Origin of the sequence: Campylobacter concisus, from assembly GCF_002912425.1 — a bacterium.
GTDB classification, from domain to species: domain Bacteria; phylum Campylobacterota; class Campylobacteria; order Campylobacterales; family Campylobacteraceae; genus Campylobacter_A; species Campylobacter_A concisus_AH.
Map to the genome: position 1 here is coordinate 1 of NZ_POYR01000122.1, position 19089 is coordinate 19089.

Sequence of the window (19089 nt, forward strand, 5' to 3'; positions counted from 1 at the left end):
GCTTTGTTTATTACTTTGGATAATTAAATTAATAAAATTTAGCAAAATTTATCATAACAAACGTTATTTAGCTACTTTTTGCCATTTTTTCTTAAAAATAAAAATTAAGAGATATTATTTAACTTTTATTATAAAATACGCCGAAAATTTTAAAAGGATTTAAGATGAAAAAACTCTTTTCTAGCTTGTCTAACAAGATAGCCTTTTTGCTGACAGCTTGGATGCTAATAGGCATAGGCATATTTTTTAGCATAAACTACTCAAATTCCAAATCGGAAAAAATTCAGTCTTACAACAATTTGCGTAAAACTGGACTAAAATCGACGATGTACTTTGTCGATGAGTTTTTAAAGTTAAGACTTCACATGGTACAAACCTTCGCAAAAGAGCTTGAAGATAAAAAGCTCTACGCCAACAGGGACGATATAGCCGAGGCGCTAAAGGGTGCTTTTATCATTTCGCCATTTGATGCGCTATTTGTGGGATACGCAGACAATGGCAACGTCATAAAAACCGACCTTACAAAAAATAACGAGCCATTTTTGATACCAAATTTTGATGGTCGCACGAGGGCTTGGTTTCAGGGTGCAAGCAGCAGCGGAAAGCCTGGATTTTCAGAGCCATACGTCGATGTTTCATCTAAAAATTTAACTATCACCGCCTACGCTCCTATCTTTGATGGCAACCATCAGCTTGTAGCGGTAATTGGCGCAAATATCTTCTTAAACGGCTTTAGCCAGGAGCTTTTAGAGATAAAAACAACTAAAACTTCAAACATCATAATCGCTGATGATGCTGGCAGAGTGATAGTTCATCCTGATATAAATTTGGTCTCAAAAGAAGATGAAACCTATAAAAACCTTATCAAAGAAAATATGAAAAAGAGCATAGATGGCGACAAGGTCTCACTGTTTTTCTATAAAGGCATGAGAAACGTCATCTACTGCCAAAACCAAAAGCTAACAGGCTGGAACGTCTGTGTCGTGGCTGATGCTGATGAGTTTGTAGCTGAAATAAAAAGCGCTTCAAACAAGCAAATTTTGATGTTTAGTCTATTTTTGATCTCAGTCATCATCGCTATCATCGTGGTCGTTAGATACTTCTTAAGACCAGTTCTAACGATACAAAATGGGCTAATCGAGGTCTTTAAATTTATAAACAACAAAACTTCAAACGTCGAACCTATCAAGCTAAAAACCAGCGACGAGCTAGGCGTTATGGCTAGTATCATCAATGAAAATATAGAAAGCACAAAAGAGAATTTAAATAGCGAGCGCGAATTTCTAGCTAAAACGCAAGAATTTGTGAGCAAGATAAAAGGTGGCGACTTTAGAGCGACGCTTGAAGCGACGACAAATAGCCAAGCTCTGCTTAAGCTAAAAGAGGCATTTGGCGAGCTACGTGACGCACTAAAGACAAATATCGCTTCAAATGAGCATGACATCTTAAAAGCGCTAGAAATTTACTTTAAAAACGACTTTACTGCCAGGATAAACGACGAGGGCGTCATCGCAAAAGGTATCGACGCACTTGGCGATAAGATCGCGCAGATGTTAAAAAATAACGAAGAGATCGCAAAACTGCTAGAAGACCGCGCAAAGGCGCTAAAAGGCTACATGCAGGAGCTTACCACTAAGGCAAACAAGAGTGCGACTTCGCTCTCTGAGGGTGCGGCTGCGGTTGAGCAAATGAGTGCATCTATGAGGCAGGTAAATGCAAGATCAGACGATGTCAAAAGGCAGTCTGAGGAGATAAAAAATATCATCACCATCATCCACGACATCGCCGATCAGACAAATTTACTAGCTCTTAACGCTGCCATTGAAGCAGCACGTGCGGGCGAGCATGGCAGGGGCTTTGCGGTGGTGGCTGATGAGGTTAGAAATTTAGCCGAGCGCACTCAAAAGAGCCTTGGTGAGATCGAGGCGAATGCAAATATCCTAACGCAAAACATCGACGACATGAGTGCGGCGATAAATGAGCAAACCATAGCGATCGCTCAGATAAACACGCTAGTTGCCGACATCGACAACCTAACAAAAGAAAATCTTGAAGTGGCAAATCAAACAAACAAGGCCACAAACGAGGTCGATGAGATAGCTGATCAGATCGTAAAAGAGGTCGCTAAAAACAAATTTTAGAGATTTTGGTCCTAGCAAACCAGCTAGGGCCTTTTGTTAAAACATTTTTGCAACATTTCTGATATAATCCCCGCATGAAGTACGCACATTTAGTTCAAATAGCAGATTATCTATCAAAATTTAAAAAGATAAGCCAAGCAAAGCGCGTAAGCGACATGGCTATACTTATCGAATTTAGCGGTGAAAAGATCATCTTTGATCTAAATAAGTCAAACTCTGCGATCTATAAAGATGATGAGCTAAAAGAGGCGAAAATTTATCAAGCGCCCTTTGACAACGTCCTAAAAAAGCGCTTTAACGCCTCGCACATAAAAAGCGTCGAGTGCCTAAAAGACAATAGAATTTTAAAATTTACCTGCACACAAAGCGGCTCATATAAAAGCGAAAATTTCATCCTCTATCTTGAATTTACAGGTCGCTTTACAAACGCCGTGATAACCGATGAAAACAACGTCATCATCGAGGCGCTAAGGCATATCGACAATAGCTACCGCAAGATAGAAACTGGCGAGGTCTTAAAAGAACTTCCAGCCATCGCTATAAAAGAAAAGCCGTGCGAGCCTATAACGGACTTTGAGGCATTTTTTAGAAACGAAGCAGCTAGGATAAATGAAGCAAGGATAGCTGGACTAAAAGAGGCAAAGCTTGCTAGCGTGCAAAAAAAGATAGATAGTATGAGGGAAATTTTAAACTCGCTTGAAGATAAAGATGAGCTTATGAAAAAGAGCGAGGGGTTTGCAAACTACGGCACGCTTTTGCTTGCAAATTTGGCAAATTTTAAGGGCTATGAGAGAGAAATTTGTCTTAACGATTTTGATGGCAACGAGATAAAACTAACTCTTAGCGATACGCCAAAAAATAGCGCAAATGAATTTTATGCAAGATCAAAAAAACTTCGGGCAAAAGCCCTTGGTGTGGAGATAGAAAAGAGAAATTTAAGTGAAAAGATCGAGTTTTTAGAAGGTCTAAAGTCACTTTTAAAAGAGGCAAATAGCGCTTACGAGTTTGAAATTTTAAGCCCAAAAAACAAGGCAAAACAAAGAGAGCGCCAGATAAAAGATGTGAGCGAAAATGCTGAAATTTTCTACGTTAGAGAGTTTAAAATCTTAGTTGGCAGAAACGAAAAAGGCAATATAAATTTACTTGATCTTGCTAAAAAAGACGACATCTGGCTTCATCTAAAAGACGTCCCAAGCGCTCACGTCATCATAAAAACAAACAAAAGCAAAGTGCCTGAGGACGTGCTAGAAATGGCTGCTAAATTTTGCGTGGAATTTAGCGTAAAAGGGGCTGGTAGATACGAGGTGGATTACACCAAACGTGAAAATTTAAGGCGTGAAAATGGCGCAAATGTCACTTACACAAACTACAAAACGATCATCATAAATAAAGGCTAAAAATGGCGGTAACACCTTTAGGAAACAGCAACTTCATCAACCAAAACGCCCCAGTCGTCTCGCAGGTGCATGCAAACCAGCAAGCACGCTTTGACATGCAAGCGCTAATGGCATCTGAGCTAGCCACCCAGCAAAACGAGGAGATCAAAGAGGTGCGTCCGATGGAGGAGTCATATAAACTTGATCCTGAAAAAGAGCACGAGCGTCAAAAGAGCGAAGAAGAGGCGAGCGAGTTTGAGAATGAAGAGCAAAACGCAAAAGCCAAAGATGAAGAGAATTATTTAGAAGACGAGCTTGATAGCGAAGAAGAGAGCGAAGAACCGCACGTTTTGGATATAAAAATTTAAACTTTTAATTTTAAAGACCATGGTTTAAATTTGCAACCATTATTTTTAAAATTTACTAGCTAGCTGCGCCTAAAATCATAAAACATATAATTTAAAAAGTAGAAATTAAAGAAGTAAAAGTGGCGAGAGGATGAGAGAATCGAACTCCCCACCAGACGGTCAACCGCCCAGTCATCGGGTTTGAAGCCCGTGAGCATCACCAGATTACTTTATCCTCCGTGCGTGTTATTTTAGCAGATTTAGATAAATTTTAGCCCATTTTCTATAAACTTTTTAAAATTACAAAAGGATTTATGATTTCTAAATTTAGCGTTTTTGCATTTTTGGTCTTATTTTTTTGCTCTTGCTCATCAGTCCTCACCCCAGCAACAGCACCGCTAAATGTATATGACGCATACTCCATTTCTCGCGATAAACGCGGCATCTACTCGATCTCTCGTGATAAATTTATCCAAAGCAAGCTACAAAGCAAAATTTTGTTTTCAAAAGGACTTAGCAACATCGACATCGAGATAGAGGTTTTTTACGGCGACGCCTATCTCATAGGGCTTGTTGATAGCAAAGAGCTTGAAGGTAAGCTAGTTGAGCTTGCCAAAAGTACAGACGGCGTGCGAAAAATTTACACTTATCTTAGAGTAAAAAAGAGCGAGTATCCGTGCGATAGTCTAAGCATACTTGCAAATTTAAAGCAAAATTTCTTTAAAGATAGCGTCGTTGAGGGCACAAATGTGCGTGTTAGCATCGTTGGCTGTGACGTTGTTTTTAGCGGTGTGGTAGATAGCATCGAACAAGAAAAGCACGCCATTTGGTACGCTAAGCACATTGATGGCGTGGCTGATGTCTATTCATTCATCAAAATTATCAAATAAATTTATACCTCGCGCTTTTTCACAAAGCTTGCTATCAAACTTGGCAAGATGATGAGCGCACCAAGCAGCATAAAGACCATAACAAGATCAGTTAACAAGCCAAAATAAATAGTCGGTATAAAGTTGCTAGTTATCATGACGCTAAAGCCAAGAAAAATGGTAAATGAGGTGTAATACATAGCGTATCCGATGCTAGCGTGTGCAGCCTTAATGCTTTCAAAAACGTCCTTTGTAAGCAACTCCTCTTTGAAGCGGTAGATGTAGTGGATGATATCATCAACGCCTATGCCTATACTAATGGCAGCAATCGTAATGCTCATCACGTCAAGCGGTATGCCAAAAAATCCCATCACACCAAATAGCGTGCAAAGCGGGATCAAATTTGAAACAATGGCGATGGTTGCTAGCTTGATACTTCTAAAAACAAAGCAAAATATAACAAAAAGTATCGCAACTGTTAGTCCAAATGTATCAACCTGCGAGCTAAGTAAATTTTGAAGCATGTTGTTATAAAGCACCATCATACCGACAACTTCTATGCTTACGTTATCGTTTTTAGTTAGTTCTAAAAGCCCTTCTCTAAGCTCTTTTAGAAATAAATTTCGTCTAAGCTTTGGATCGCTATCAACGATCCTTAGGCTAAATCTAAGCTCGTCATTTTCGACGCTCACGTAAGGACTTAGCAAGATCTTTTTATACTCAAGTGGTAGCTTCTCATACATCGCAGCAAGTAAAAAGTCATCACTAACGCCGTTATTTAGCTCTTTTATCGCCTTTATAAGCGTTGCAAGAGAGCTTACATTGCCTACAAAATTTTGCTCTTTTAGATAGTCGTGGATTTTTTCTGCAACTCTTGTGTGGTAGCTGTTAAACCAGTATTTTGCGCTCTTTGCGTCGTTTTCAAACTCGCTTTCAAAGTCATCTTTCTCATCACTTTTTTCTTGTTTTGGCTCGCTCTCTTTAAATTTCACTATCACATCAACTGGAATCGTGCCACCAAGCTTTGTGTCGATGACCTGCATGCCTTGGCGGATCTGCGTGCTCTCTTTAAAGTAGCCAATGAAGCTGTTTTCGACCTTTATCTTACTGATGCCATAAACGCCAAAGCAGACAACAAGCACGCAAACTGCGTAGATGATCTTTCTTGAGTTTAGGGCTAAATTTGCGCAGTATTTTGTAAATTTAAAGCTATTTTCAAATGTCCTAACAGGGGCAAGCTTCTTTAAATTTGCATTTACCGAGCCAAATAGCAAAAATGCAAGCACGAGTGAAACGCTAATGCCAGCACTCATCATAATGCCAAGCATGATAACTGGCTTTATATCGGCACTCATTAGTGAGCTAAAGCCAATGACTGTCGTAAATATCGCCCAAAAAGATGGAGAAAATTTGTCACGAAGTGTCAGATAAATTAGCTGATTTTGGCTGTATTTTGGATGTCTTGCGTAAAATTCTCTATAGCTAACGACTAGGTGGATGACTGTTGAAATGGTGATAATTAGCTGAAGTGCTATGTAGTTTGAGCTAATGACCGTCACTTCCCAGCCAAACATACCAAAAATTCCAGTCGTAAAAATGGCACTTACCGCGCAGATAAACATCGGTAAGATGATCCATCTAACCTGTCTGAAAAATAGCCACAAGCTAAAGCTAAGAAGTGCTAAAACGCTTAGTCCATAAACCAAAAGATCGCTCTTTATAAAGCCTATCATATCATCAGCGATCATATTTGCGCCGCCCAAAAAGAGCTCGTCATTTGCGTTAAATTTAGCGATAGTTGCCTTGATGGCTTCAAGGTTTTTGTGATCGCTCTTTCTAAGCTCATCTCGGTAGGCTTTAAACTCCGTTACAAGCGCTTTAAATTTCTCTTTTTCAGCCTGTGTGATAGTGCCGTTTGACTCTTTTTGACTAAGTAAATTTCGCTCATTTAAAAGCTCATTAAATTTCTCATCTTGCTTTAAATTTAGCGCGATCGCCGTGGTTTTTAGATCTTTGCTTATCAAATTTCCGCTATAAATAGGACTTTTTGCAAACTCAAGCTTTGCTTTTGAGATATTTATATCTTTATCGCTTAGTGTTGGAGTGTGATCCAAGATGCCTGTAACGCCACCTTTTACGCTATTTAGAAGTGGCACGTTTAAGATAGAGATAACGCTGCTAACCATATCGTTTTTGGCTAGCTCGTCACTTAAATTTTTAATAAGCTCTAAATTTTTAGGTGAAAAAAGATCATCTTTTGGGGTGAAAGCGACCACCAAAAGCCCTGGCGAGTCGTAGCGCTTTGCGATCTGCCTATAGGCTTTTAGATCTGGGTCATGCTCAAGCAGTAAGGTCTCAGCCGAAGCATCGATGCTAAGTTTTGTGCTAAGGTAGCCAAAAACTACGCTTAGAACTAGCACAAGCGAGATAACAAGCTTGTTTTTGGCAATGATAAATTTAAAAATTTGTCGCATTAAGGATTAGTTTTGTTTTGATCAGGCAAAACCGCTTCGTTTAGTTTTTGTAAAAGCGTGTTGAAATCAGCATTGTTTAGCACGTCACCAAACTGACTTCTATAAGTTTGAATAATGCTCACACCAACGATATCAAGGTCGTAAATGAGCCAGCCACGCTCTTTTGCATCGTAAAATTTATAGACAAATTCATAGTTTTTGCCGTCATTTAGAAGCTCTGATGTGAGCCAGTATCTATTTTTTTGAGGCTCACTCTCTCCAGTGATGTGGATCTGTTGGTCTTTGTAGCCTAAGAGTTTGTCTATGTATGAGCTTTTTAGCTTTTGCTCAAATGCAGCGTCAAATTTAGCTTGCTCATCGACACTTAGGCTGTTGTAGCGTTTGCCAAGGCTGATCTTTGCCATTTGTTTGTAGTCAAATAGCGGATCAAGCAGAGCAAAAATCTCTTTTGTCTTTGCATTGTTATCTAAATTTGTATTTTTTAAAATTTCAATCACCTTTGTTGTCTTTGCCTCTATCTCAGGCTTTATCTGCTCTTTTGAGAGGGCAAAAAGGCTAGTTGCTAAAAGTAAAATCGCCGCAAAAGCTTTAAAAATTTTCATACTTACTCCTTGATAAGTTTATCGCGTCTTTGCTCGTAAGCATCGCGTAAAAATGGATATAGATCGATCGCGTCTTTTCTTAGTTTTTCATAAGCAGTTGGATCTTGTGAAAAGCTGTTAAACGCCCTATATGACTTGATGCCAGCCGATAAAAGCATAGGATCAATGTAGCTGATAGGATCAGCAAAATAGTCTCCAACCAAGCCGCCAGTATCTCTTAAATTTGATGGTCCAAGCAAAGGCCAAACGATGTGAAAACCGCTTCCTAGCCCCCAGTAACCAAGGGTTTGTCCAAAGTCCTCGTTGTGAGCCTTTAGATCATAGTATTTTGCCCCGTCCGTTAGCCCTCCAAAGCCAATTATCGTGTTTGCCAAAAAGCGCAAAGTCTCTTCGCCAGCGTTTTGAAATTTAAACTGAAGCAAGTTATTTACAAAACGCACTGGGAAAAGGAGGTTGTCAAAGAAATTTGCAACCATCGTTCTAGCTGTGGCTGGCACGACATAAGCGTAGCCTTTTGCCACTGGAGTTAGCATGTTTATGTAGATAAAGTCATTTACATTTGTCATCACTCTGTTATAGCCACTAAGCGGGTCAAACACATCTTTTTTTGCTTCAAACTCAACATCAAAATCATCTTTTTCACTGTTTGCGTTCAGATCAGTGCTAGCACAGGCTAAAAGCAGGCTACAAAAGATAGCGAGCAAAAATTTCATCATAAAACCTTAAAATTTATTTACAAAATACAGCTTGATTTTATCCTCTTGAAACTTTACAAAAAGTTAAAGAAAATTTGTAATTTTAAGCTTTTGTATTAATATAATTAGATATACTTTGCAAATTATTATTATATATTTAGAGGTTAAAAATTTGAAAGCAGATATAAATTTAGAGCTATTTCTGGGCGAAGATACGCAGGTTTTAGCAAAGCATATAGCGCTACTTAAGGCGATAAAAGAGACAAAAAGCATCACAAAAGCGGCTGAGGTTGTCGGTATATCATACAAAAACGCTTGGGACTGCTTAGATACGATAAATAACAAAAGCAGCAAGCCTCTCATCATAAGAGCCGACGGCAACAAGAAAAATAGCGGCTCAGAGCTTAGCCCATACGCCAAAAAACTGATAAAAATTTACGACGCTATCCTCGAGACACAAAAGGATTTTTTGCAAAAAATTTGTCAAAAGGTTGATTTTGAAGATGTCGATATCATAAATTTACAAAGGATGAGTATGAATTTAAGCGCTAGAAATCAGCTCTCATGCGAGATCGTCAGTATAAATAGAGGTGCTGTAAATTCTGAGATCACCGCAAAGCTAAGCAATGGCAACACGCTTGAAGCGACCATAACAGTTGAGAGCGAGAAAAATTTAGGCCTAAAAGTGGGTCAAAAGGTAGTTTTCATCTTTAAAGCACCAGCAGTCATTCTCGCAAAAGATCTTGATATAAAAATAAGCACTAAAAATCAGCTAAAAGGTGAGGTCATCGAGGCTAAGATAGGCGCTGTAAATGCCGAGGTCACGCTAAAACTAAGCGACGAGCAGACCTTAACTGCCATCATCACAAAAGATAGCGCGATGGATATGCAAATAGGCGTTGGTGACACGCTTTTAGCAATAGTAAAATCATCTCAAATCATAATAGGAGTATAAATGAAAAAGGTTTTTAAATTTCTATGTGTGGCAGCTCTGCTTGCCATAAACGCACTTGGCGCAGAGGTAAATGTATATGCCGCAGCAAACACGACTTATGCGTTTCCAGAGCTCATAAAAGAGTTTAACAAGCTTCACCCAGACGCTAAGATCAACCTAACTCTTGGTGCAAGCGGTGGTCTTGTCACGCAGATACAAAACTCAGCTCCAGCTGATATCTTCATGGCTGCTGATATGGGCTTTGCGCAAAAGGCCTACGACACAGGCTTTGCAGTGGCTGCTCCAAAAGTTTATGCACAAGGCGCTTTGGCGATATTTTCTATAAGAAACGTGGATTTTAAAAAAGGCATCGAAGTGGTTCGCGGCTTAAAAGCGATCTCAATAGCAAATCCAGAGACCGCACCTTACGGCAAGGCTAGTATCGAGGCTCTTAAGAATGCAAAACTTTATGACGAAGTAGAGAAAAACATCGTCTACGCTCAAAAAATTTCTGAGACACTTTCTCAGGCACTAAGTGCTTCAGATGTTGGATTTATCGCTGCTAGTGCATTGTTTGACAAAAAAATGGAAAAATACAAAGAGGGCACTAACTACATCTTCGTTCCTCAAGAGCTCTACACTCCGATCGATCAAGGCATCGTACTTTTAAAACATGCTGATGGTAACGCTGATGCAAAGGCATTTTATGAGTTTATCTTGGGCGAAAAAGCAAGAGAAATTTTTAAGAAATTTGGCTACAACGTCCCAGCTAAATGATAAGAGCAAAGATCGTTCAAATTTCATCCAAAGATGGCGTCAGCTTTTTTGAGCTTGAGTGCCTAAATTTAGGGACAAATTTATATATGCTAGCCTTAAATGAGGCTAGCAAATTTGCTCTAAATGATGAGGTGAGATTAAATTTCAAAAGCTCAGATGTCGTCCTATCAAAGCTTAGACTTGAGGCTAGTTCGCTTGAAAATGAGCTAAAATGCGAGGTTACTGACATAACTCGCGGCGAAATTTTAAGCATAGTTAGCCTAAAGTGTGAGCAGTTTTTCTTTGAAGCGATCATCTCGGATCACGCTCTAAAAGGGCTAAATTTAGCGGTAGGCGAGCAGGTTTTTGCCTATATAAAATCAACAAGTATCCACATAAGCGCTTAAAAATGATAGAAATTTCTTGCAAAAAAGAGCTAAATGGCGGTGGCGGTAAATTTATGCTTGAGGCTGAGCTTGCCTTTGAAAGTGGCGAGTTTGTCGCACTTTATGGAGCAAGTGGCGGAGGTAAAACGACGATTTTAAGGCTCATCGCTGGCTTTGAAGCCCCACAAAGTGGTGTCATAAAGGTTGGAGATAAGATATTTTTTGATGAAAAGACAAATTTAGCCCCGCAAAAGCGAAATATCGGCTTTTTGTTTCAAGACTACGCCCTTTTTGAAAATATGAATGTCTTTAAAAATTTGCTCTTTGCAAATAATGATGAAAATTTAGCAAACAAACTGCTTGAAATTTGCGAGCTAAAGAGCCTAAAAAACGCCAAGATAGGCGAACTCTCAGGCGGTCAAAAGCAGCGCGTGGCACTTTCACGTGCGGTGATGAGAAAGCCAGAAATTTTACTGCTTGATGAGCCGCTAAGCGCCCTAGATAACGCCATGCGCGAGAAGCTGCAAGACTATTTGCTAGCGCTTCACGATGAGTTTAAGATGAGCGTTATCTTAGTAAGTCACGACATAGCTGAAATTTACAAGCTTTGCAGCAAGGTTTTTGTCCTTGAAAATGGCAAAATTTCAAGGTCTGGCAGTGCGAGCGAGATATTTTTAAAAAGTGCTGGATCGCAAAAATTTGCATTTAACGCAAAGGTTTTGGAGATCAAAAAGTGTGATGCCATTTTTGTGGCAAGCGTGCTAATAAACCGCCAAATTTGCGAGGTCGTGCTAAGTAGCGCAGAGGCTAGTGGGCTAAGAGCTGGTGACACGGCCATAGTTAGCACAAAAGCCTTTGGCGTAAATTTGGTAAAAGCATGATGAGCGAGCTAGCAAATATTGATTTCGAGCCATTTTGGCTCTCGCTAAAGCTCTCTTTTATCACGACCTTTATCCTATTTTTCTTCTGCGTAGGGCTTGCTTACTTTATGTCGCAAAAGAAATTCTTTGGCAAGGCGTTTTTAGAGTCCATCATCTCGCTGCCTTTGGTGCTGCCGCCAAGCGTTCTTGGCTTTTATCTGCTCATTTTTCTCTCGCCTTACTCGGCCTTTGGTAAATTTATCGAAGAGCTCTTTGGCGTGAGGCTAGTTTTTAACTTCACTGGCCTTGTTGTGGCAAGCTGCATCTACTCGCTGCCATTTATGTTTGGGCCCATTTATGCTGGGCTAAATAGTCTAAAAAAGAGCCTTTTTGAGGCGAGCTACAGCCTTGGCAAAAGCAAGCTCACCACCATTTTTAGAGTCATCTTGCCAAGTATCAGATCAAACTTACTAACCGCGATCGTTGTTAGCTTCGCTCATACAATGGGCGAGTTTGGCGTGGTTTTGATGATAGGTGGTAGCGTGGCTGGCGAGAGCAAGGTCGCTAGTATCGCGATATTTGAAGCAGTTGAGATGCTTGACTATACCAAAGCTCACATTTACGCTCTTTTGATGCTAATAATTAGCTTTTTCGTTCTTTTTGTCGTCTATCTCTTAAATTCAAAAAAAGCTTAAAGATATATAATAGATAAAATTTTTAAAGGACAAAACATGATAAAAGTGCCTACAAGCATCTATTTAAGGACTTTAGACGGTAAAGAATTTGACTTTTCAGCCTTTGCAAGGACCCACGACTGCGTAGTTTTTATCTATCCAAAGATAGGTGAGGACTTCGAGCTTTTAAGCGAACAGCTACAAAAGACTGCTGGCATGAAGGGCTGCACCAAGCAAGCGATAAACTACAAAAAACTTCTTAAAGAATTTAACGATCTTGGCTTTATGGTAGTAGCTATTGGCTCCCAAGATATCGCGGCTCAGAAGAAATTTGAAGAAGAGACCGCAACTGGCGTGATGTTTTTAAATGATAGCGAGTTTATGCTAGAGCGCGCGCTTGAATTGCCTGTATTTGCAGCTGCAAATGGGCATAAATTTTACTTTCGTCAAACACTTATCATAAAAGGTGGCAATATAAGGCGCGCATATATAGTTGATGAACCTGAAAACGACGCTAAAAATATGTTGGAGAAGATCAAAAACGAAGACTACTAAGGATAGAAGATGGACAAAAATAGCAAGATCGAAAAGTCTTATGACGAGCTAACATATAAATCAGCGGCATTTGCGCAGTCATCACCCTATAAACTAGAGGCTTGCGCCACACTTCTTGGCATCAACCCGCCACCTTGCAAAAACGCAAAAGTTTTGGAGATAGGTTGCAGTTTTGGTGGAAATTTGATCCCATTTGCCGTAAATAACAAGGATGCAAGAGTAGTTGGCATCGACCTTAGCGGCGAACAAATAAGGCGTGGTAAAGAGATCGTAAAAGAGATAGGACTACAAAATTTAGAGCTAATTCACGGCGATATCTGTGAATTTAAAAGTGATGAGAAATTTGACTACATCATCGCTCACGGCGTCTTTAGCTGGGTGCCTGACTTTGTGAAAGATGCTATTTTAAAGGTCGTAAGAGAAAATTTAAGTCAAAACGGCGTGGCGTTTATCTCTTACAATGTCTATCCTGGCTGGAAGATAAAGGATATATTACGTGATCTTATGCTGCTTGCTGCAAAGGACAAAGATAGCACTGAAGAGAGGCTAAAGGCTGCCAAAGAGGCACTTTTAGTCTATAAAGAGGTCTTGCTAACAAAGCTTGGCGAAAATTATGAAAATAAAATACCTGCAAAGTTGCTACTTTATTGGATAGACATAGTGTTTGAAAAAGATGATTTTTATATAGCACATGAGTTTTTAGAAGAGATAAACGATCCATTTTACTTTAAAGACTTTAACGCCATGCTAGCTAAAAACGATCTTGCCTATCTTTGCGAATACGGACTTGAAGACCTTTTTGTGCCAGATCTTGGCATAGAGCATGTAGATAATTACAAAGATAACAAATTTAAAGACAGGATCGATCTAGAGCAGTTTATGGATATACTTAGCAATAAGGTCTTTAGGCAAAGTCTCATCGTGCATTCTAAGGCTTATGAGAGCGTGGCTAATAAACAAATAGGTCCAAGCGATATAAATAAAATTCACGTCGTGGCCGACTTTGTAAAAAAAGATGATGGCTGGCACGATAAATTTGCTCTTATGCCTCAAGATATATCTTGGCTTTGCGAAGTATTTTATAAGATGTATCCAGCAAGCATAAATCTCTCTCAAATTTTAGAGATTTTGCCAGAAGATAAGCTCATGGTTTATAGCGCTTTTGTAAGACTTTTAACTAACTCAGCAAGCGCAATGATCGTAAAAGATGAGCTAAAAGATATAGAGTATGCTCCAAATCACTCAAGGCTAAAGGCAAATTTAACTGGCTATATAAAGTACTTTTTAAACCACAAAGATAACGCCGACATTATCTTTGCAAACAAATTTGGTTTCTCAGAGCAGCTTAGTACGCTTGATTACTATATATTTTTGCTACTTGATGGTAAAAATACTTTAGAAGAAATAGCTGCTAAGAGTTTAAAATTTATAAAAGAAAACAGAATAAAAATATCTGATAAAAATGGCAAAGAACTTAAAAATGACAAACTAGTCACTCACTTAAAGGGCTACATCGTAGGCACAGCAAAGATAGCTAGCATGCTCTATTTACTTGAGGAAATTTAAAATGAAAAAAATTCTTGCTCTTATATTTTGTATATTTCTGGCAGGTTGTGCTAGCAAGCCAAGTGTGAAAAATTTAAATCTTAAAAGCAGCCTGAACTACGGTGGCGAAGAGCTTGCAAAGATACTTGAGCAAGATGATGCAGTGGCATTTAGCAGTAACTTGCGTGAGGGAGTTTTTATCTACATAAGTAACGCTAAAGTCGCAAACTATCTTGGCGTAGTAAGAGCTGAGAGGCACGCCAAATTTAGCGTAAAAGAGCTAGGCAAAAACGATCTTTTGATAAAAAGCGTAAATGATCTAACGCAAAGCTTTGATGCCAGTTTAGAGCGAGCTAGAGAGCTAAAATGTGGCACTTTAGTGATCAGACTAAAAGATAAATTTCAAGATCTAAAAGCAGCAAATAAATTTTTAGAGCAAAACGAAAGCGCATTTTTAAAGATGAGTGGTGAGATAAGGTGCAAGTAGCCTTATCTACCCTGCTTTATCAGCTTAAAAACTTCATCTTCTAAGCTCAAAGTATTTTTACCAAAAGCTACGTAAAATGGGCTTTTTAGATCCGCTAGCTTGTAGCTTGGCTCGCGTCTGTCACTAGCGTTTAAGACCTTGCCGCCACTAAATTTCACTACCGCCTCGCCTGCAGCGTTGTCCCAAAGATAGCTAGGGCTAAATCTCACATATATCCCACCAAGCTCAGCCAAACGGCAAAATTTAATGGCAGATCCGATGCATTTTTGCTCTAAATTTAAACTATCTCTTATAAGCGTAGCCCTCTTCGTCTCGCCTCTTCTGCTTGAAAAGATGAAGTTATTTAAACTTTTAGCTTTTTCATTTAGATCTTGTTTGTCTACGACCTCATCATTTGCGCCTAAAATTTCTTTAAAAGCGCCGTTTTTATCAGCGTAAAAAAGCTCTTTGCTAACTGGGATAAAAATGACTCCAAGCGCCGACCTAGCCTCTTTTATAAGCGCTATACAAACGCAAAATTCGCCATTTCTAGCTAAAAATTCTTTCGTGCCATCAAGGGGATCAACTAGCCAAAACTCATCTTTATCACTCTCTTGCAAGATGCTCTCTTCAGAGCAAATTTTTATCCCACTTTTACTTAGCTCTTTTAGTATCACCTCATTTGCCGCTAGATCAGCGCTAGTTAGCGGCGAGCTGTCATCTTTTAGGCAGACTTTAAGTGCCTGGTTATTAGATGAGTAAAATTTCATTATCTCACCCCCAGCGCTGATGGCTGCCTTGATGGCTAAATTTAAAAGCTCGCTCATTTTGGTGTTCTGTTTGTCTCTCCGACGTAAAGCTGTCTTGGACGGACGATCTTTATCGTGTCTTGCTCTTTTAGCTCGATCCACTGGCTGATCCAGCCTGGCGTCCTACCGATGACGAAGATGACGGCAAACATATTATTTGGTATGCCAAGCGCCTTTAAAATGAGCCCTGAGTGAAAGTCGACGTTTGGATATAAATTTCTACTTACAAAGTAGTCGTCATTTAGCGCGATCTCTTCGATGCGGTTGGCGATCTTTATGAGCTCTGAGCTAATGCCGATCTCGTCCATCAGCTGATCTCTCATCTTTTTAAGCACCTTTGCGCGCGGGTCGAAGTTTTTATAGACCCTGTGACCAAAGCCCATTAGTCTAAATGGATCGTTCTTATCCTTTGCTCTAGCGATGTATTTATCGACGTTTGCGACCGAGCCGATCTCTTCAAGCTGGCGGATAACACCCTCGTTTGCGCCGCCATGAGCCCAGCCCCAAAGTGCGCCGATGCCTGCACTTATACATGCGTATGGGTGTGCGTGCGTAGAACCAACAGTCCTAACAGTCGTAGTTGAAGCATTTTGCTCGTGGTCAGCGTGGAGCATAAAGACCGTGTCAAGTGCCTTGATCTCGATAGGCTTAAGATCGACGTGCTCGTATGGATAACCCCTCATCATGTAGAGGAAATTTTCAGTAAAGCCACGATCTAAATTTGGATATATGATAGGAAGGCCGCGTGAGTAGCGGTAGCTAAAGGCTGCGATCGTTGGGATCTTGGCGATGATACGCATAGCCATCTCGTGATACTCTTCAGGCTTGTCCATATTTAGGTGGTCTGAGTAAAAGGCACTTAGCGCTGAGACTGCTGCTTGCAATATCGCCATAGGGTGCGCTTTGTCTGGAAATGCATCAAAAAGCTTCATCATGCCCTCATGTATGAAGCTCCTTTTTTTAAGCTCATCTTTAAAGCTTGCATATTGCTCGCTCGTTGGTAGCTCTTTGTTTAAAAGTAGGTAGGCAACGTCTAAAAATGTCTTATTTTCAGCCAGATAGGCGATGTCGTAGCCTCTATACATGAGCTCGCCCTTTAGGCCGTCGATGTATGTTATGGCTGAGCGGCACATCGCAGTTGAGGTGTAGCCTCTGTCAAAAGTAAACATCCCAGTATCGCTAAAAAAGGTCGATATGTCGATGACATCTGGCCCCATCGTGCCTTTTAGGATAGGAAATTCATAGCTCTTGCCAGTTCGGTTGTCGATTAGTGTGGCTGTATTTGATGACATTTTTACTCCTTGCTTTTTGATTGCATTAAAATTTTGATGATTATAGCTCCTATTATAGCTTGTGCGAGGCTCGCTAGGATGAAAGATGAGTAAGAATAGTCACTTATCTCGCCTGATTTGTGTGCGATAGTAGCAACTGCGATCAAAAGAGTGAGCGGCATAGACTGCGAAACTGAAAATAAAAATATCCCTCTAAAGCCAAGCTTGCCCAAAAAGAGCAAACTAGATACAACTCTGGTGCCAAGCATCGCTAAAAATATAAAAATAGCATCCTTTATCACTTCGCTAGACCCTAGGCTTGAAAGCTTGAAAGTCGAGCCTATGTGGATGAAAAATATCGGCACTAAAAAGCCAAATCCAAAGCTTGAAAGCTTGTGTGGCAAGTCCTTTTTGTGATCAAAAAATGTCGTGATAAACATACCTGCGATAAACGCACCAAAGGCGACCTCTAAATTTAGGTAGAGCATCAAGGCTATCATCGTGAAAAATACCGCGATGCAAAGCCTGATGTCCTTCTCGTCCTTGTCGTAGTGTGGCATAAGCACCACTTTAAGCCCCGGATACCACCAAAAAAGCACATCCAAAATTTTAAAACTAAGCACGCTGATAGCCAAAAACAGGATCAAATAGCCTATCGTTAGCCATAAATTTATGCTCGCTCCAAACTGCAAGTAAGCAGCGGTAAATGTTAGAAGCGTGATGCTTAAAAGCTCGCCAATAGTTGCTATTAGCATGCTTAAATTTAGCCACTCTTGCTGCTTGCCATACTCCTTAAATAGCGTAAATACCATACCAACGGCCATTATCGGGATGATGATGATGTAAAGCAGGCTAAGCTCAAGTCCTAGCGTCAGGGCCGTGGCTAGAGCGTAGATGAGCGCAAGGTAGATGAGCCCAAGGCGCAAAATTTTACGGTCGATGTTTATGAGCATCCTAAGATCGATCTCCATGCCAGCTAGAAACATCAAAAAGAAAAAGCCAACTTCGCTGATGAGCTTAAACATCTCGTTGTCGCCAACGACTCCGATGTAGCCGGCAACCGCTCCAAGTAGTATCTCAGCAGGTGCGACTGGGATGCGTAAAATTTTAGAAATATAAGGCGAAGCAAAGACGATAAGTGCCAAAACGACAAGGATGCTAAGCTCGCTTGCTTGATGTAACTGCAAAAAGATCCTTAAAATAAAAATGCCTGATTGTATAAAAAGCTTTGTTATTTTTTGATTAAGCTAAGCAAAATTTGGGCAAAATGGCGGCTATTTTTAGAAATTTGGAGTGAAATTTTATGCGTAAATTTAGCCTTTTTATTTTGATATTTTTTGGCGTCTTTTCTTTGGCAGGCGAGCTAAATTTAGTTGAGAGTTTTAGATTTGATGGTAGCACATTTTATAAAAAGCAAGTGGTTAAAAATGAGAGTTTTTACTTTTTAAAAAATGAAAATATGGACGAGCACTTTGCCTCTTTTAGAGTAAAGTTTGACAAAGATGTTAAGACAAAAAGTGAGCTAGAAGAGCTAAAAAGGGCTCTTAAGCAAGATAAAAACGTGCTTTTTAGTGAAGAAAATGATCAAATTTTAGCCCTCATAAAAGATGAAACTAAGAGCAAAAATATAGAAATAATCCACTTTTTACTTAAAAAAGATGGAGTTATGATGCTTTCGTATGAGAGGATTTACGATCCAAAAACCTTAGCAGATGCGCTTAAACCGGTACTTTTAAGCGAAGCTAGAAATTTTATGCTGCAAATGCCAAAGATAGAAGCTAGGTAGAGAGGCGCATGTGGCGACGCACTGCATGGGGTTTTGTTAAATTTTAGTAGTCAATTCTTAGGGGTGAATGAAAGTTTTAAAATTTGTCGCTACGAACTAAAAATTTAATTTTTACAAAAAAGGTTCTAGCAAATTTTAAAATTTATGAACGAGCATATCACGGCTCTAAATTTAGTGACGAGTGGCTATGAATCCTAAATTTAGTAGTCTGCTAAGGCGAGTGAGTAAAGTTTTAAAATTTGCAAGTTTGCTTTATTAAACAGATAAGTGTCAAGTAAATTTTAAAATTTCATGAACGAGTAATTTCGGCTCTAAAATTTGAGCTAAGCTGTAAGCGAAGCCAAATTTTAGTAGTCAATTCTTGCGAGTGAATGGAATTTTAAAATTTGCGCGATAGTAAATTTCTATTTTTAAAAATACAGACTTTCTTTATTTTTAAGTTCTTTTATTCAAAAGGGTGACAAGGGGACTCGAGTTACGAGGCCGTCCCCTTATCCCCCTTTTTAAATCCCCCAAACCCCTCGCACGTTCAAAGTGCATGCT

The 19089-nt window shown here is 39.6% G+C and carries 19 protein-coding genes, 1 tRNA gene and 1 pseudogene; 14 read left to right on the plus strand and 7 right to left on the minus strand.

The window, feature by feature from the left end; genetic code table 11:
- Positions 1 to 365: 365 nt before the first annotated feature.
- From CYP84_RS11385 to CYP84_RS06905, 4 genes and pseudogenes are all read left to right on the plus strand, one after another.
- Positions 366 to 854: pseudogene (locus tag CYP84_RS11385) on the plus strand (PDC sensor domain-containing protein); the annotation flags it as partial.
- Positions 855 to 1616: 762 nt separating this feature from the next.
- Complete coding sequence (locus CYP84_RS11390; RefSeq protein WP_103575376.1) at positions 1617 to 2141, plus strand: methyl-accepting chemotaxis protein; 525 nt, start codon at positions 1617 to 1619, stop codon at positions 2139 to 2141.
- 74 nt (positions 2142 to 2215) lie between these two features.
- Positions 2216 to 3538, plus strand: a complete 1323-nt coding sequence (locus CYP84_RS06900) for an NFACT RNA binding domain-containing protein (RefSeq protein ID WP_103637066.1) — start codon at positions 2216 to 2218, stop codon at positions 3536 to 3538.
- Between the two features lie 2 nt (positions 3539 to 3540).
- Positions 3541 to 3885 (plus strand): hypothetical protein, encoded by a 345-nt coding sequence (locus CYP84_RS06905; RefSeq protein WP_103637067.1) that lies wholly within the window; start codon positions 3541 to 3543, stop codon positions 3883 to 3885.
- Positions 3886 to 4005: 120 nt separating this feature from the next.
- Here CYP84_RS06905 and CYP84_RS10785 read toward each other — a convergent pair.
- A tRNA-Sec gene (locus tag CYP84_RS10785) sits at positions 4006 to 4103 on the minus strand.
- Positions 4104 to 4178: 75 nt separating this feature from the next.
- Here CYP84_RS10785 and CYP84_RS06910 point away from each other — a divergent pair.
- Positions 4179 to 4754: a BON domain-containing protein gene (locus CYP84_RS06910; protein WP_103637068.1), complete on the plus strand. Its 576-nt coding sequence runs from the start codon at positions 4179 to 4181 to the stop codon at positions 4752 to 4754.
- A gap of 2 nt (positions 4755 to 4756) precedes the next feature.
- On the opposite strand, the gene CYP84_RS06915 is transcribed toward CYP84_RS06910, so the two are convergent.
- The 3 genes from CYP84_RS06915 to CYP84_RS06925 are packed head-to-tail and all read right to left on the minus strand — an operon-like array spanning position 4757 to position 8522.
- Positions 4757 to 7207 (minus strand): efflux RND transporter permease subunit, encoded by a 2451-nt coding sequence (locus CYP84_RS06915; protein WP_103637069.1) that lies wholly within the window; start codon positions 7205 to 7207, stop codon positions 4757 to 4759.
- Positions 7207 to 7809, minus strand: a complete 603-nt coding sequence (locus tag CYP84_RS06920) for an ABC transporter substrate-binding protein (protein ID WP_103575373.1) — start codon at positions 7807 to 7809, stop codon at positions 7207 to 7209. The genes CYP84_RS06915 and CYP84_RS06920 overlap by 1 nt, the downstream gene beginning before the upstream one ends.
- Before the next feature lie 2 nt (positions 7810 to 7811).
- Positions 7812 to 8522 carry an MlaA family lipoprotein gene (locus CYP84_RS06925; protein ID WP_103637070.1) on the minus strand — a complete coding sequence of 237 codons (711 nt, stop codon included), beginning with the start codon at positions 8520 to 8522 and terminating at the stop codon, positions 7812 to 7814.
- 154 nt (positions 8523 to 8676) lie between these two features.
- Here CYP84_RS06925 and CYP84_RS06930 point away from each other — a divergent pair, with 154 nt between their 5' ends.
- The 8 genes from CYP84_RS06930 to CYP84_RS06965 are packed head-to-tail and all read left to right on the plus strand — an operon-like array spanning position 8677 to position 14701.
- Positions 8677 to 9459: a TOBE domain-containing protein gene (locus CYP84_RS06930; RefSeq protein WP_103633998.1), complete on the plus strand. Its 783-nt coding sequence runs from the start codon at positions 8677 to 8679 to the stop codon at positions 9457 to 9459.
- Positions 9460 to 10215, plus strand: a complete 756-nt coding sequence (gene modA / locus CYP84_RS06935) for a molybdate ABC transporter substrate-binding protein (RefSeq protein WP_103637071.1) — start codon at positions 9460 to 9462, stop codon at positions 10213 to 10215.
- The gene (locus CYP84_RS06940) at positions 10212 to 10601 is read left to right on the plus strand and encodes a TOBE domain-containing protein (RefSeq protein ID WP_103637072.1); all 390 of its coding nucleotides are present in this window, start codon (positions 10212 to 10214) and stop codon (positions 10599 to 10601) included. Before modA ends, CYP84_RS06940 begins: the two co-directional genes overlap by 4 nt.
- A 2-nt stretch (positions 10602 to 10603) precedes the next feature.
- Positions 10604 to 11461 (plus strand): sulfate/molybdate ABC transporter ATP-binding protein, encoded by an 858-nt coding sequence (locus tag CYP84_RS06945; RefSeq protein WP_103637073.1) that lies wholly within the window; start codon positions 10604 to 10606, stop codon positions 11459 to 11461.
- Positions 11461 to 12135, plus strand: a complete 675-nt coding sequence (gene modB, locus CYP84_RS06950) for a molybdate ABC transporter permease subunit (RefSeq protein WP_103637080.1) — start codon at positions 11461 to 11463, stop codon at positions 12133 to 12135. Before CYP84_RS06945 ends, modB begins: the two co-directional genes overlap by 1 nt.
- A gap of 36 nt (positions 12136 to 12171) precedes the next feature.
- Positions 12172 to 12669 carry a redoxin family protein gene (locus CYP84_RS06955; protein ID WP_103637074.1) on the plus strand — a complete coding sequence of 166 codons (498 nt, stop codon included), beginning with the start codon at positions 12172 to 12174 and terminating at the stop codon, positions 12667 to 12669.
- A 9-nt stretch (positions 12670 to 12678) separates the two neighbouring features.
- Positions 12679 to 14235, plus strand: a complete 1557-nt coding sequence (locus CYP84_RS06960; protein WP_103637075.1) for a class I SAM-dependent methyltransferase — start codon at positions 12679 to 12681, stop codon at positions 14233 to 14235.
- Between the two features lies 1 nt (position 14236).
- On the plus strand, positions 14237 to 14701 hold the full coding sequence (locus tag CYP84_RS06965; protein ID WP_103637076.1) for a damage-inducible protein: 465 nt from the start codon (positions 14237 to 14239) through the stop codon (positions 14699 to 14701).
- 2 nt (positions 14702 to 14703) lie between these two features.
- On the opposite strand, the gene CYP84_RS06970 is transcribed toward CYP84_RS06965, so the two are convergent.
- From CYP84_RS06970 to CYP84_RS06980, 3 genes are read right to left on the minus strand one after another with little or no spacing between them, the layout of a single operon-like run.
- A complete protein-coding gene (locus CYP84_RS06970) occupies positions 14704 to 15507 on the minus strand; it encodes a 3'(2'),5'-bisphosphate nucleotidase CysQ family protein (protein WP_103637077.1) in 804 nt (267 codons plus the stop codon).
- Positions 15504 to 16781 carry a citrate synthase gene (locus tag CYP84_RS06975; RefSeq protein ID WP_103610658.1) on the minus strand — a complete coding sequence of 426 codons (1278 nt, stop codon included), beginning with the start codon at positions 16779 to 16781 and terminating at the stop codon, positions 15504 to 15506. The genes CYP84_RS06970 and CYP84_RS06975 overlap by 4 nt, the downstream gene beginning before the upstream one ends.
- A 2-nt stretch (positions 16782 to 16783) precedes the next feature.
- Positions 16784 to 17947 (minus strand): cation:proton antiporter, encoded by a 1164-nt coding sequence (locus CYP84_RS06980; protein WP_103637078.1) that lies wholly within the window; start codon positions 17945 to 17947, stop codon positions 16784 to 16786.
- Positions 17948 to 18063: 116 nt separating this feature from the next.
- On the opposite strand from CYP84_RS06980, the gene CYP84_RS06985 reads away from it, so the two are divergent.
- On the plus strand, positions 18064 to 18546 hold the full coding sequence (locus CYP84_RS06985) for a hypothetical protein (protein ID WP_103637079.1): 483 nt from the start codon (positions 18064 to 18066) through the stop codon (positions 18544 to 18546).
- The last annotated feature ends 543 nt before the right edge of the window (positions 18547 to 19089 follow it).